Genomic DNA, 14,755 nt, shown 5'->3' on the forward strand with positions numbered 1-14,755 from the left:
CGACCTCCTTATTGCAGACCAATCGGACACATCCGGCACTCGGTTGCACCGGATGATTGGAGAGGGCTACGTTGGAATCGAACCCGCCAAAGTTCAGATACCGACTAGCTCCGCACCAGTCCGATTCCCCGGATTTGGTCCGGGGCTGTCGGTCTTTCGAAAACACTACACCTGGGGTCCGACATACCCCTACAACACGAGATGTTGCGAACAACATGCTTGGTATTCGCTGGTCACGGCCTTGCCGGCCCTAGCTAAGTCAGGCATTTCAATATGACGCAAGTCTCATTCGATGTGTGTGCTTGATCACCCAACTGGCTTCCACCGGTTGTAAAGCCATCCGATTGACTACTCCGCCGTGGACATCCCGTCGTCCTCCAAAGCCGCGCCGAAGGCCTAGATCTGCAGCGCAAGCCACAGGCCCGCCACCGCACCCACGATGGTCAGCGGAGTGGTGATGACGCCGAGCACAGTGAACGTCCTCAGGTCTGCCGGCTCGTCGTTGGCCGATGCGACGCGTCGCCACAGCATGATTGCCAGCGAGCCGACGTAGGTCAGGTTGGGTCCGAGGTTCACGCCGATCACCATGGCCAACAGCAACGCCGGGGGAGCGTCGGCTCCGAAGGCGGCCAGTAGCAGCAGCGTCGCAGGCAGGTTGTTGACGATGTTCGACGCCACCGCCGCGATGGCTGCGGCTGCCAGGAGCGACGCGAACGTGGTGTCGGACGGCAGGATTCGCGCCAGCCAGTCGCCGATCGGCCCTGTCGTGACGCCGAGAACGACGATGCCGAGCAGAAAGACGAAGCCGCAGAACGGTAGATCGGCACCGCGCAGAATGGCGCGAGCACTGGTGTGGCGGCCCCGGAGTGCGGGGATGGCCAATGCCACCGATCCCACCGCGGCCACCCAGAACGGTTCGATGTGGAACAGTCCCGCCACTGCAAAGCCGACGAGTGTCGCGGCGAGGATGGCGAGCGTGGTCCGCGGTGCGGGGACGTCGTCGGCGCTCTGCTGGGTGGAGTTCTCCGGCGGTGCGGCAGTGCGGCTCAGATCCTTGCGGAAGAAGATCAGGAATACCGCCAGCTCGATGACGACCGCGAAGATCCACGGTAGGGCCATCAAGGCAGTGAAGTGCAGGAAGGTCAGACCGGTCGCGGCGAATGCGAGAAGGTTGGTCAGGTTCGATACCGGCAGCAGCGTCGATGCCGAATTGGACAGATGCGCAGTGGCGTAACTGTGTGGACGCGGCGACATTCTCAGAATCCGCGCAGCACCGATGATGGCCGGCGTCAGGAGAACCACGGTGGCGTCGAGACTGAGGACTGCCGTGGTCGACGCCGCCGCTGCGAACACGAGAGTCAGTAGTCTGCGTGGGCTGCCCTTCGCGCCTCGTCGTAGCTTCGCCGCTATCCAGGTGAACACGCCGAGTGCGTCCGAGAGGTGCGCCAGAATCAGAATGAACGCCAGAAAGACCACGGTCGGCGCGAGTTCGAGTACTTGCTCGCGTGCAGCGTCGAGGCTGACGAGGCCGACGAGAAGAACGACTGCTGCCGCTGGAAGAGCAGCGACGATCTCGGGGAGACCGCGCGGACGAACGATGGCGAAGACGAGAACGGCGGCGACCAATGCCGCAGCGAGAACGGTCACGCGAGAATCTTCACGAGAGTCCGAACGTTTCGAGTGGTGGTCGTGGCCTTGTACTTCGCTTTGGCCGTGGCTTTCCCGAACGTACTGTCGGTGGTGTTGCCCTTGCGCACCTCCCAGTAGAGCACGCTGTTGCCCTCGGCGATCCTTTCGAGCTCGGGGTCGAGTTCTCCTGCAAGAGCGGACAATTCGGTCAAATGTCTGTCGTCGTTACCGAACACCACATAAGGATGCCAGCCCTCCCGTTCGGCGTCGAACGGGTAGGACTCCACTATCGCTCGAAGGGTCGGCACGTCCAGGACGACAACCCAGGCCTGGTAGCCGAACGTCTGAGCCAGCGCGCTCTCCACCTCCGTCTTCAACGCGGCGACGCTCAGTGAGGAGCTCAGCAGGACGTTGCCGGTCGCGAGGACAGTGCGGACATCGGTGAAGCCGGCCGCTGTCAGAGCCACGCGGAGATCGGCCATCTTGATGTTGATGCCACCGACGTTGATGCCGCGCAGCAACACGACCCATTCGCTCATGGAAGGAAATGTAGTTCGGTTCCCGGAGAGCGCGGAGCGCCGAGTAGAGTACGCAACTGCGAACGAGTTGGCCGGACGGCTGCGGCTCGGAGGACAGGCGAACGAGTGTCGTCGCGCTTCGGGCCGAGGAAAGTCCGGACTCCACAGAGCAGGGCGGTTGTTAACGGCAACCCGAGGTGACTCGCGGGACAGTGCCACAGAAAACAGACCGCCTGCGGATCGGTTCTTCGGAGTCGAACTGCAGGTCAGGGTGAAACGGTGCGGTAAGAGCGCACCAGCATCCCAGGTGACTGGGATGGCTAGGTAAACCCCGCCCGGAGCAAGGTCGAAGGCTGCACCGTTCAAGCGGTGCAGCTGCGCAGGTGCTCGAGGGCTGCTCGCCCGAGCCTGCGGGTGGACTGCTCGAGGTACCCGGCAACGGTGTGCCCAGATGGATGGTCGTCGAAGTCGAACCTGCGAAAGCAGGAACGGCAGACAGGATCCGGCTTACAGGCCGACTCGTTCGCACTCATTATTTCTCCCGCAGTTCTCCTGCGGCGTCGTTCCATGGGGCACACTGGAAGTCATGACCGACGACGACACCTCCTGGTACTACGACATCAACACCAAGCAGGTCGTACAGGGCAAGCAGACCAACGCCCTCGACCGTATGGGCCCGTATCCGGACAAGGCCACCGCGGAGCAGGCGCTGAAGATCGCCGCGGCGCGCAACAAGGCCGCCGATTCCGACGACGACTGGAACAACTGACGGTGCTGCTCACTCGGCTCAGGGCTCCGGGCTTCGACTTCGAGGCCATCAGATCCGAGTTCGCACTCACCGACGCTTTCGAAGCAGACGTGATGCGTGAAGCGATCGAAGCCCGAGACCTGCACGCCGACAGCAGAATCGACCGCTCCGACATCCCGTTCGTCACCATCGACCCACCCGGCTCGAAAGACCTCGACCAAGCCGTACACATCGAGAAGACGTCCAACGGGTTGGCGGTGCACTACGCGATCGCCGACGTGGGCGCACTGGTGACGCCCGGGGGAGCGCTCGACACCGAAACCCGTCGACGCGGCCAGACGTTCTACCTCCCCGACGGATCCGTGCCGTTGCATCCACGGGAGCTGTCGGAGGGTTCGGGCAGCCTGCTGGAGGGGCAGACTCGTTGCGCCGCGCTGTGGACCATCGAACTCGACGACGTCGGTGAGGCGGCCGCGTGGACGGTCACCCGGGCGCTCGTTCGATCGACCGCCCGGCTCGACTACGCCTCGGTGCAAGCCGATGTGGACGCGGGAACACCGCATCCGTCCATCGCGGCGCTGGCCGAATTCGGGGCACAGCGCGCAGCCGCGGCCAGACGGCGCGGAGCCGTCGACATCACCTTGCCCGAGCAGGAAGTGGTGCCCGACGGACAGGGCTGGCGCATCGTCCTGCAACCACGCACCGCAGTGGACGGGTGGAACGCCGACGTATCGCTGCTGACGGGAATGTGCGCCGCCAGAATCATGCTCGACGCCGGAATCGGTATCGTGCGCACCCTCCCGCCTGCCTCGTCCGAATCCGTGGACACACTGAAGAAAACGGCAGTGGCACTCGGAATCGACTGGCCCGCAGGAGCATCCGCCGGGTCTGTGCTGGCCGGCCTGCCCACCGACGAGCCGTCGACGCTGGCGATGATGACCCAGGCGACCGGTTTGCTGCGCGGCGCGGACTACCTCGCGTTCGACCGCACGACCAACCCTGTGGACAGTGACACTTCGGTCGAGCATTCGGGAATCGGCGCGCCGTACGCGCACGTGACGGCACCACTGCGTCGGCTGTCCGATCGCTTCGCCACCGAGGTGTGCCTGGCGGTCGTAGCCGGAGCGCCGGTACCGGACTGGGCGGCGCAGGCATTGCCGGAACTGCCCGCCATCATGCGTGGATCGGATTCCGCAGCGTCGAAAGTTGACCGCGCCTGCATCGACCTCACCGAAGCGCACGTACTGAAAGATCGAGTGGGCGAGCAGTTCTCGGCTGTCGTACTGCGTGGCGCGGAGGGCAAGCGGGATGCCGAGGTGTTGGTGTCACAGCCGATCGTTCTGGGAAAGTGCGACGGGGAACCGCCCGCGGGGGAGTCGGTGAAGGTCCGGTTGACCCGGGCCGACACCGACTCGCGCACAGTCCGATTCGACTACGAGGCCGTCACGGCCTGAAACGATCCGTGGCCTCGACGAGGTGATGCACGATGCCGGGCTCGGCCGCAGAATGGCCGGCATCGTCGACGATCACCAGATCGGCCGAAGGCCAGGCCTTGTGCAGCGCCCACGCGCTCGTGGCCGGGCACACGACGTCGTAACGGCCCTGCACGATGACACCAGGAATGCCGTCGAGCAGAGGGGCGTCACGCAGCAGTTGATTCTCTTCGAGAAAGCAGTTGTTGCGGAAGTAGTGGTTCTCGATACCAGCGAATGCCAGGGCGAACCGCGCATCCGAGTTGTTCTGCACCGCATCCGGTTTGGGTAGCAGGTAACTCGTTGCCGCTTCCCAGGTCGACCAGGCCACCGCTGCTCGCGTCGCGGCTTCGTGGTCCTCGGACATCAGCTGCCGGTGATACGCCTCGACGAGATTGCCGTCGCGCTCGTCCTCCGGAATGGGTTCGAGAAATTTGTCCCACAGGTCGGGAAAGATGTGGCCTGCCCCGCCGCCGTAGTACCAGTCGATCTCCGACGGCCGCACCAGGAATATCCCCCGTAGTATCAGCCCCCGGACGCGATCACGGTGCGACTGCGCGTAGGCCAGGGACAGCGTCGAGCCCCACGAACCGCCGAACACCAACCACGTGTCGATACCCAGGTGCTCCCGGAGCGTCTCCATGTCCGAGATCAATCGGTCGGTGGTGTTGACCGACAGATCGGCACCGTCGGCGATGTGCGGGGTCGACTGCCCGCAGCCTCGCTGATCGAACAACACGATTCGATAGGCCTGCGGGTCGAAATATCTGCGCTGCAACGGATTGGTGGCACCGCCCGGACCGCCGTGCACGAACACCACGGGCGCACCATCGGGGTTGCCCGATACCTCCCAGTAGATCTGTTGGCCGTCGCCCACGTCGAGGTGCCCGGTCTCGACAGGCGCGATCTCGGGGTAGAGGGTCCGCATCCTAGAAGCCAACCAGACCGGACGCGAGGTCCGGAATGTCGAGAGATCGGATGGCCTCGTCTCGTACGTCCGAGCACGTTTCCGTCGTGATGTCGTCGACGATCGCTCGGTTCTGCACCACCTGCAGGTTGATGACGCCGCTCTGCGCCGCCCAGGTCTGCACCAGGATGTTCAGCCCGCCGCGGCCCAGAGTGGGCCCCTGAACGCGCCAATTGGACAGCTGCGCCTCGAGATCGGTGCACAGCTGCTGCTTCTGGGCATCGGTGATCACTGCGTCCGCAGGCGGTGCGGTGACCGTGGTGGTCGGTGCGACCGTCGTGGTGGACGACGAACCGGTGTTGCTGGTGTCGGTGCTGCATGCAGTTGCCACGACGAGAAGCGCAGCCGCGCCTGCCAAGCCGACTGCGCCTCTGCCGAGAATGGAGATCGAACCCCGTCTGAGTTTCATGGTCCGAGTGTGCCACCCGAACCTGGACGAGGCGAGGACGGTCAGTAGCTGTGCTCGGGCCCGGGGAAGACTCCCGATCGCACCTCGGACAGGTACGTGGTTGCCGCGGTGCGCAGTGAATCGCCGACGTCGGCGAACTTCTTCACGAACTTGGCGGTCTTGCCATTGGTGTATCCGGCCATGTCCTGCCACACCAGAACCTGCGCGTCGCATTCGTTGCCCGCGCCGATACCGACCGTCGGAATGGTCAGCTTGCGGGTCACCTGGCCGGCGATGTCGGCCGGAACCATCTCCATGACGACGGCGAATGCTCCCGCCTCCTGGACTGCGATGGCATCGGCCACCAGCTGTTCGGACGCGTCTCCGCGACCCTGCACGCGGAATCCACCCAACGTGTTGACGCTCTGCGGGGTGAAGCCGACGTGAGCCATCACCGGGATGCCTGCGGCAGTGATCGCGGCGATCTGAGCGGCCACGCGCTCGCCGCCCTCGAGCTTCACTGCGCCCGCGAGCCCTTCCTTCATGAACCGAACGGCGGTTTCGAGTGCCTGCTGCGGGGAGGCCTCGTAGGTGCCGAACGGCAGATCTGCGACGACGAGGGCGTGCGGTGCGCCGCGGACCACTCCGCGGACCAGCGGAAGGAGTTCGTCGACGGTGATCGGCACGGTGGTGTCGTAGCCGTAGACGACGTTGGCCGCCGAATCGCCGACGAGCAGAACAGGAACTCCGGCTTCCTCGAAGATGCGAGCGCTGGAGTAGTCGTAGGCGGTGAGCATTCCCCAGCGCTCACCGTCGGCCTTCATCTGAAGAAGGTGGTGGGTGCGGGTCTTGCGGGTCAACGCGGTGGATGATGCTTCCTGAGCAGATCCGCCGTACACAGCAGTTTCGGACATATTTGTCCCTTTCTGGTCCTCGAGGCCCGCTCGGCGGGTCCCCGGGATGGGGTGTGATGACGTGGGCAAGTCTGCCACTGCGCGCGACCTGCCGGAGCGCTACGGGCAGTGCAATTGGTCACGCCCCTTCGAGCGTCGAGTAGTCCCGCCAGCCATTGGTGATCGGCATGCGGCGGTCACGTCCGAACGCACGAGAGGTGACCTTGGTGCCGATCGGATATTGACGCCGCTTGTACTCCGACGCGTCGACCTTGCGGAGAATGTCCGCGACCACCGCCGCGTCGAACCCGGCCGCCACGATGTCCGCGAAGCCTTGATCGTGGTCGACGTAGCGAAACACGATGGCGTCCAGTTCGTCGTAGTCGGGCAACGAGTCGGTATCCAGTTGGCCCGGCCGAAGCTCGGCGGACGGAGGCTTGTCGATGCTCGACTCGGGGATGGGAGGGACGTCCCCACGGTCGGCAGCGGACTTGTTTCGCCAGCGCGCCAGATCCCACACGAGCGACTTCGGCACGTCCTTGATCGGCGCGAAGCCGCCGACGGCATCCCCGTATATCGTCGAATAGCCAACGGCCAGTTCGGATTTGTTGCCGGTGGCCAGCACCAGATGGCCGAAGCTGTTCGACAGTGCCATCAACACCATGCCCCGGCAGCGGGCCTGGATGTTCTCCTCGGCCAAGCCGGTCAGATGCAGCTGGTCGACGTAACAGGCCACCATGTCAGCAATCGGTTCGGTACGGAAATGGATACCGGTGCGCGACGCGAAATCCTCTGCGTCGGTGCGGGAGTGATCCGACGAGTACGTCGAGGGCATCGACACTCCGTGTACCGCATCGTGGCCCAAGGCGTCGACGGCGATGGCGGCGACCACTGCCGAATCGATACCACCGGACAATCCGAGAGCCACCGAACGAAAACCGTTCTTGTGCACATATTCTCGTAGTCCGGTCACCAGTGCGCCCCACACCTGTTCCTCGGTGCTCGCGATGTCTGCGAGGGACGGCTCGGCTCGTTGCCAGCCGGTGACCGCGACGTCGGGGAGCGTCACCCGATCGATGGTCCAGCCGGGTACCTCGGCGGCATCCGGATGTGGTGTCGTCGGGGCATCGACGTCGACGATCAGCAGATGCTCGACGAATTGAGGGGAGCGGCCCCACATCGAACCGTCCGGCCCGACGACGAAGCTCGCCCCGTCGAACACCAGCTCGTCCTGTCCGCCGACGACGTTCACGTAGGCGATCGGAGCGCCGATCTCGGTGGCCCGTCGCAGGGCGATGGAGCGCCGCACCTCGTCCTTGCCCTGCTCGAAGGGACTGGCATTGAGGCAGAGCAACATGTCGACCCCGGCCGCGGCATAGGCGGGCACGGACCCGCCCGGTTGCCAGATGTCCTCGCAGACAACGACACCGAGCCGCAGGCCGTTCACCGTCGTGATACTCAGGCCGGATCCCGGAGCGAAGTAGCGGGCCTCGTCGAACACTCGGTAGGTGGGGAGCGAGTGCTTGTCGTATCGAGTCGTCACCCGTCCGTCGGCGATGACCGCCGCGCTGTTCCGCGAGCCCTCGGCGTCGCGATCGAGGTAGCCGACCACCACGATGCGGTCGCCGCACCCGGCACTGTCCAAGGCGGTCGCCAATTCGGTGAGGGCGTGAGCCGATGCGGCGGCGAACGACGGCCGCAGAGCCAGATCTTCGACGGGATATCCCGTCAGCGCCATCTCGGGAAACACCACCACGTTGGCACCGTCGTGAGCTGCGCGGACCGTCCACTCGACGATCGCGGCTGAATTCGCTGCGAGATCGCCGACGACGGAGTTGATCTGGGCCAGGGCGAGTCGAAGTGCCTGCACTGCGCCCACGCTAGTGCTCGGACGACGTCCCCGCCGGGCAGCGGGAGCGGAGCGCCCGAAAGACCTGGCACGATCGTGCCATGAGAACGCGCACCAGGAGCACGGCCGTGGCACTGTCCACGGTCGCCGTGTTGGCCGTCGGCTGCTCGAACTCGGAGCCGACAGCCACTCCCGAGAACTCCGCCGCGCCCGACAGTTCGTCGTCGGCATCGGCCGTCGGTCCGATCCCCTCGGGGCTCGAAGCGTTCTACACCCAGACTCCGGAGTGGGAATCCTGCGACCGGTACAACACCGACGGCAGCGAACTCGGAAGTGCTGTCGAATGCGCGATGGTGACAGTGCCGTTGGACTACGCCGACCCCGAGGGCACGACGATCGAGGTCGCCATCTCGCGGACGAAGGCAACGGGCGAGAAGATCGGATCGGTACTGATGAACCCGGGCGGGCCCGGCTCGTCGGGGCTCTACCTCGCCGGGCAGGCCGAAGGCACCGCGATCGCAGAGCGCTTCGATCGGATCGGCTTCGACCCACGCGGTATCGGAGCATCCGAGCCGGAGGTGCGGTGCCTGACATCCGACGAAGTCGACCAGGAACGTAGCGAACCAGACGTGGACGTCAGCCCCGAGGGCATCGCGGCGACCGAGGCCGAACATCGGGACTACGCCGCGCAGTGCGTCGAGCGCACCGGGGCGGACGTGCTCGAGCACGTCGGCACCCGGGAAGTGGTGCGCGACATGGACGTCATCCGCGCAGTTCTCGGGGACGAGAAGATGACCTACATCGGTTACTCGTACGGCACCCGGATCGGGACCGCGTACGCCGAGGAGTTCCCGTCGAACGTGCGCGCGATGGTGCTCGACGGTGCGCTCGATCCGGACCAGTCACCCGTCGACGAGGCCGTCGCCCAGGGTGCGGCGTTCCAGACCGCGTTCGATCAGTTCGCGGCGGACTGCGCACAGACCGACACCTGCCCGCTCGGAACCGATCCCGCGCAGGCCGTCGAGCAGTTCCGATCGCTGGTGGAACCGCTGATCGACCGGGCGGCCGAGACGACCGATCCCCGCGGTCTCAGCTACGACGACGCGATCACCGGTACGCAGCAGGCGCTGTACTCACAGCAGCTGTGGCGTCTGCTGCGAGCCGGATTGAACGAACTGCGCGACGGCAGGGGCGACACCCTGCTCCGGCTGGCCGACACCTACTCCGGACGGCTCGAGGACGGCAGCTACACCAACATCGACGACGCGTTCAACGCCGTTCGGTGCGTCGACGGCCCGCCGACCACCGATCGCGCAGCGGCCGACGAGGCAGACGTCAGGTTCCGTGCCGCCGCGCCGTATCTGGACGACGGCCGGGCGACGGGCAATGCGCCGCTCGATCTGTGTGCTTTCTGGCCGGTGCCGAACACGAGCGATCCGCACATCGTCGACGTCGAGGGACTGCCGACGTTGGTGGTGGTCTCGACGACCAACGATCCGGCCACGCCCTACCAGGCAGGTGTGGAGTTGGCCGCTCAGCTGCGCGGCGATCTGGTGACCTACGAGGGCACCCAGCACACGGTCGCCTTCTCGGGGGTCGAGTGCATCGACGATCCGTTGGTGAACTACCTCGTCGATCTGGTTCCGCCGGGGGACGGATTGCGGTGCTGACGTGCTACCTCACGACCTGGGAAGAGTGCTGAGAGTTTCACGAAGTGAGACCGAATTCACGATGTAACACAGATTTAACTCCGTTTGCTTACTCTCGCGTTCATGGATCGTCAAAAGGAATTCGTGCTCCGGACCCTCGAAGAGCGCGACATTCGTTTCGTCCGCCTCTGGTTCACCGACGTCCTCGGGTACCTCAAGTCGGTGGCGATCGCCCCCGCCGAGCTCGAAGGGGCATTCGACGAGGGAATCGGTTTCGACGGTAGCGCCATCGAAGGATTCGCCCGCGTGTCCGAGGCCGACACCGTGGCCAAGCCCGATCCGTCGACGTTCCAGATTCTGCCGTGGTCCACCAGCAAGGGGCACCAGCACTCGGCGCGGATGTTCTGCGACATCGCTATGCCCGACGGCTCGCCGTCCTGGGCCGACTCACGCCACGTGCTGCGTCGCCAGTTGAGCAAGGCCGCGGACCTCGGGTTCAGCTGCTACGTGCACCCCGAGATCGAATTCTTCCTGCTCAAGGACGCCCCGCAGGACGGCTCACCGCCGACCCCGGCCGACAACGGCGGTTACTTCGACCAGGCCGTACACGACTCGGCCCCGAACTTCCGCAGGCACGCCATCGACGCGCTCGAGTCGATGGGAATCTCGGTCGAGTTCAGCCACCACGAGGCCGCACCCGGCCAGCAGGAGATCGACCTCCGCTACGCCGACGCACTGTCGATGGCCGACAACATCATGACCTTCCGCTACGTGGTCAAGGAAGTCGCCATCGAAGAGGGTGTGCGCGCGACGTTCATGCCCAAGCCGTTCAGCGATCAGGCCGGTTCGGCGATGCACACGCACATGAGCCTGTTCGAGGGCGACGCCAACGCGTTCCACAACCCGGACGACCCGATGCAGCTCTCGGAGACCGGCAAGTCGTTCATCGCCGGCATCCTCGAACACGCCAACGAGATCAGCGCCGTGACCAACCAGTGGGTCAACTCCTACAAGCGGCTCGTGCGCGGCGGCGAAGCACCGACCGCAGCGTCGTGGGGACCGGCGAACCGCTCGGCACTGATCCGCGTGCCGATGTACACCCCGAACAAGGCATCCTCGCGTCGCGTCGAGATCCGGAGCCCCGACTCGGCCTGCAACCCGTACCTGGCGTTCGCGGTGCTGCTCGCTGCTGGTCTGCGCGGAATCGAGAAGGGCTACACCCTGCCGCCCGAGGCCGAGGAAGACGTGTGGGCGCTGACCTCCGCGGAGCGTCGCGCCATGGGCTACAAGGAACTGCCGGGCAACCTCGATCAGGCACTGAACGCGATGGAAGGCTCCGAACTGGTCGCCGAAGCACTGGGCGAGCACGTCTTCGACTTCTTCCTCCGCAACAAGCGTCGCGAGTGGGAGGAATACCGCAGCCACGTCACGCCGTACGAGCTGAAGGCCTACCTGGGTCTTTAACAGCACGGCGTCGTCATGGGCTACGTTCTAGTCGATCCTTCAATGGTAGTTCCGATGCCGACGCGAGCACCCTCGCGCCGCTGTGTACTGACGACGAGGTAATTCTGTGGCACCCCGAGGTGGATTCTGATGGTGCGTCCTCCGACCTCCAGATCCGTCGTTCCCGGACCGGGCCGTCTCGGCCTCGTCGAAGAAACTGCGCCGTCCGACCTGCGCACCCTCGGCTGGACGGGGGAGGAAAGCCTCGAGCTGCTGTGGTCACTCTCCCGTGCGCCCAACGCCGACCTCGCTCTGCGCACCCTGGTGCGGATGTACGAACTGCTCGGTGCCGGGTGGACGGAGTTCGACTCGGCACTACGCACCGACAAGGGATTCCGCGGGCGCATCCTCGGCCTCGTCGGTGCGTCGAGTGCGCTCGCCGATCACCTGGTAGCCGACGGCAGCACCTGGCGTCTGCTGCTGACCAAGGCGGGTCAGAGCAGCGGGGTCTCGGCCAAGATCGAGCTCCCCACCAAGGCCACCCTGGTTGCGGAACTGCTCGAGGCCGTCGGGGCCGAGCCCGAGACCGGCCCCAATGCCGCACCCGACCTGTATCGCGCGTCCGTCATCGGGCCGCCCGCCGTGATCGCGCTGCGCAAGAAGTACCGCGACCAGATCATGGTGCTGGCGGCATACGACCTTGCCGCGACCGTCGAGAACGAACCCGTCCTGCCGTACACGGTGGTCGGTTCGCAACTGTCCGACATGGCCGACGCTGCGCTCACTGCTGCGCTGGCCGTTGCCGTGGCCACCGTGTGCCCTGACGCTCCGTGTCCGACGCGTCTGGCCGTTGTCGCGATGGGCAAATGCGGTGCGCGCGAACTCAATTACGTCTCCGACGTCGATGTCGTGTTCGTCGCCGAGCCCGCCGACTCGCAAGCGAGCCGCATCGCCGGTGAGATGATGCGCATCGGATCCTCGGCGTTCTTCGAGGTGGACGCGGCACTGCGGCCCGAGGGCAAGCGCGGCGAGCTGGTCCGCACCCTGGATTCGCACGTCGCCTACTACAAGCGCTGGGCCAAGACCTGGGAGTTCCAGGCGTTGCTCAAAGCTCGCCCCATGACCGGCGACATCGCGCTCGGCAACGACTACGTCGACGCGGTCAACCCGATGGTGTGGTTGGCCAGCCAGCGCGAGGATTTCGTGCCCGAGGTGCGCGCCATGCGGCGTCGAGTCGAGGAGATGGTGCCGCCGGAGCTCCGCGAGCGCGAGATCAAACTCGGACGCGGCAGCCTGCGGGACGTCGAATTCGCCGTCCAGCTCCTGCAATTGGTGCACGGTCGCACCGACGAGTCGTTGCGCGTACTCGGCACGACCGACGCACTGACCGCACTCACCGAGGGCGGCTACGTCGGCCGCGACGACGCTGCGAACCTGACGGCCTCCTACGAGTTTCTTCGGCTGATCGAGCACCGCCTGCAGATGCAGCGGATGCGTCGCACACACACCCTGCCTCCTCAGGACGACGAGGAAGCCCTGCGGTGGCTCGCTCGTTCGGCGCACATGCGACCCGACGGCAACCGCGACGCCCTCGGCGTGCTCAACGCCGAGATCAAACGCAACGCGCAGCGCATCAGGCGGTTGCACGCAAAGCTCTTCTACCGGCCGTTGCTCGACTCGGTGGTCAAGTTCGACTCCGAGACAGTGCGTCTGACCCCCGACGCCGCGACGCGACAGCTCGCCGCACTCGGCTACGCGACCCCGCAGAACGCGTTGGGCCACCTGCGTGCGCTCGTCGGATCGGGTACCCGCCGCGGTCAGATTCAGGCCGTGTTGCTTCCGACGCTGCTCGAATGGCTTGCCGACACCCCCGATCCCGACGCCGGACTGCTCAACTACCGCAGACTGTCCGAATCGGCGGGGGAGCAGACGTGGTTTCTGCGCGTGCTGCGCGACGAAGGCGCTGTGGCACAACGGCTGATGATCGTGCTCGGCTCCTCGGCCTACGTACCGGACCTGCTGATCAAGGCCCCGGAAGTCATTCGGTTGTTCGCCGATGGACCGACCGGCCCGCGACTGCTCGACGTCGAGCCGGAAGAGACGTACCGCGCCATCCTGTCGTCCTCGGCTCGGTACGAGGACCCGGTGCGAGCCATCAACGCGGCCAGGGCATTACGACGCCACGAACTGGCGCGGGTGGCCTCGGCGGACATTCTGGGAATGCTCGATGTGCCTCAGGTGTGCCGCGCGCTGTCCTCGGTCTGGGCCGCCGTCATCAATGCCGCTCTGGCAGCTGCCATTCGGGCCAGCGAGATCGAGCGCGGCGAACCGGCTCCGGCAACTCTCGCCGTCATCGGCATGGGACGGCTCGGCGGCGGTGAGCTCGGCTACGGCAGCGACGCGGACGTACTGTTCGTCTGCGATCCGGTGGACGGAGTCGACGAGACCGTTGCGGTCAAGTGGGCCAACACCATTGCCGACCGTATCCGGAAGCTGCTCGGTGCGCCCAGCACAGACCCACCCCTCGAGGTCGACACGGGTCTGCGGCCCGAAGGCCGCAACGGCCCGGTGGTGCGCACCCTGGCGTCCTACGCCGCGTACTACTCGCAGTGGGCACAGGCCTGGGAAGTGCAGGCGCTGCTGCGCGCACATCAGGTCGCCGGAGACCAGGATCTCGGAATCCGATTCCTGCTCATGGCCGACAAGGTGCGCTACCCCGAGGGCGGCGTGTCCGCCGACGCGGTCCGCGAGATTCGACGCATCAAGGCGCGCATCGACTCCGAGCGTCTGCCCAAGGGGGCCGACCCCTCCACCCACACCAAGCTCGGACGTGGCGGACTGGCAGACATCGAGTGGACCGTTCAGCTCATTCAGCTCAGGTACGCGCACAAAGTCCTGACGCTGCACAACACCTCGACCCTGCAGTCACTCGATGCCATCGGTGCGGCCGAGCTGATGAGCGAAACCGATGTCGAATTGCTCAGGGAGGCATGGATCCTGGCGACGAAGGCGCGCAACGCACTGGTACTGGTCCGTGGTAAGCCGACCGATCAGCTGCCTGCACCGGGAGCTGTGCTCTCCGCAGTCGCACAGGTGGCGGGCTGGGAGAACGGCGACGCCGGAGCGTTCCTCGACAACTACCTGCGCGTGACGCGTCGGGCAAAGGCAGTGGTGGAGCGGACCTTCGGCGGGAACTAGT

At 65.6% G+C, this 14,755-nt stretch carries 11 protein-coding genes and 1 other RNA gene; 6 read left to right on the forward strand and 6 right to left on the reverse strand.

Translation table 11 applies throughout. The annotated features are described in order from the left end of the window. Nucleotides 1-396: 396 nt before the first annotated feature. Nucleotides 397-1,647: an SLC13 family permease gene (locus CH295_RS20035; RefSeq protein ID WP_094741733.1), complete on the reverse strand. Its 1,251-nt coding sequence runs from the start codon at nt 1,645-1,647 to the stop codon at nt 397-399. Further along, a complete protein-coding gene (locus tag CH295_RS20040) occupies nt 1,644-2,168 on the reverse strand; it encodes a DUF1697 domain-containing protein (protein WP_094741734.1) in 525 nt (174 codons plus the stop codon). The genes CH295_RS20035 and CH295_RS20040 overlap by 4 nt, the downstream gene beginning before the upstream one ends. 63 nt (nt 2,169-2,231) lie before the next feature. On the opposite strand from CH295_RS20040, the gene rnpB reads away from it, so the two are divergent. The 3 genes from rnpB (at nt 2,232) to CH295_RS20055 (ending at nt 4,349) form a co-directional block, all read left to right on the forward strand. Beyond that, nucleotides 2,232-2,673, forward strand: an RNA gene (gene rnpB / locus CH295_RS20045) — RNase P RNA component class A. Between the two features lie 60 nt (nt 2,674-2,733). Continuing rightward, nucleotides 2,734-2,916 carry a hypothetical protein gene (locus CH295_RS20050; protein ID WP_037192936.1) on the forward strand — a complete coding sequence of 61 codons (183 nt, stop codon included), beginning with the start codon at nt 2,734-2,736 and terminating at the stop codon, nt 2,914-2,916. Between the two features lie 2 nt (nt 2,917-2,918). Next, the gene (locus CH295_RS20055) at nt 2,919-4,349 is read left to right on the forward strand and encodes an RNB domain-containing ribonuclease (protein WP_094741735.1); all 1,431 of its coding nucleotides are present in this window, start codon (nt 2,919-2,921) and stop codon (nt 4,347-4,349) included. On the opposite strand, the gene pip is transcribed toward CH295_RS20055, so the two are convergent. The 4 genes from pip to CH295_RS20075 all read right to left on the reverse strand — a co-directional run bounded on the left by pip (nt 4,339) and on the right by CH295_RS20075 (nt 8,485). Beyond that, nucleotides 4,339-5,295 (reverse strand): prolyl aminopeptidase, encoded by a 957-nt coding sequence (gene pip / locus CH295_RS20060; protein ID WP_094741736.1) that lies wholly within the window; start codon nt 5,293-5,295, stop codon nt 4,339-4,341. The two genes, CH295_RS20055 and pip, sit on opposite strands and share 11 nt — an antisense overlap. A 1-nt stretch (nt 5,296) precedes the next feature. Beyond that, nucleotides 5,297-5,743, reverse strand: coding sequence for a hypothetical protein (locus CH295_RS20065; protein ID WP_052047844.1), 447 nt, complete (start codon nt 5,741-5,743; stop codon nt 5,297-5,299). A gap of 41 nt (nt 5,744-5,784) precedes the next feature. Further along, the gene (gene panB, locus CH295_RS20070; RefSeq protein ID WP_037192931.1) at nt 5,785-6,636 is read right to left on the reverse strand and encodes a 3-methyl-2-oxobutanoate hydroxymethyltransferase; all 852 of its coding nucleotides are present in this window, start codon (nt 6,634-6,636) and stop codon (nt 5,785-5,787) included. 118 nt (nt 6,637-6,754) lie between these two features. Beyond that, a complete protein-coding gene (locus CH295_RS20075; RefSeq protein ID WP_094741849.1) occupies nt 6,755-8,485 on the reverse strand; it encodes an NAD+ synthase in 1,731 nt (576 codons plus the stop codon). An 80-nt stretch (nt 8,486-8,565) separates the two neighbouring features. On the opposite strand from CH295_RS20075, the gene CH295_RS20080 reads away from it, so the two are divergent. The 3 genes from CH295_RS20080 (at nt 8,566) to CH295_RS20090 (ending at nt 14,754) form a co-directional block, all read left to right on the forward strand. Beyond that, nucleotides 8,566-10,134, forward strand: coding sequence for an alpha/beta hydrolase (locus CH295_RS20080; protein WP_094635475.1), 1,569 nt, complete (start codon nt 8,566-8,568; stop codon nt 10,132-10,134). A 102-nt stretch (nt 10,135-10,236) separates the two neighbouring features. Beyond that, entirely contained in the window at nt 10,237-11,577 is a 1,341-nt protein-coding gene (gene glnA, locus CH295_RS20085; RefSeq protein ID WP_032379097.1) for a type I glutamate--ammonia ligase, read from the forward strand. Between the two features lie 129 nt (nt 11,578-11,706). Next, nucleotides 11,707-14,754: a bifunctional [glutamine synthetase] adenylyltransferase/[glutamine synthetase]-adenylyl-L-tyrosine phosphorylase gene (locus CH295_RS20090; protein WP_094741737.1), complete on the forward strand. Its 3,048-nt coding sequence runs from the start codon at nt 11,707-11,709 to the stop codon at nt 14,752-14,754. Nucleotide 14,755: the final 1 nt, after the last annotated feature.

It is taken from the genome of Rhodococcus sp. 14-2483-1-2 (assembly GCF_002259405.1).
In the GTDB taxonomy this organism is placed as follows: Bacteria; Actinomycetota; Actinomycetes; order Mycobacteriales; family Mycobacteriaceae; genus Rhodococcoides.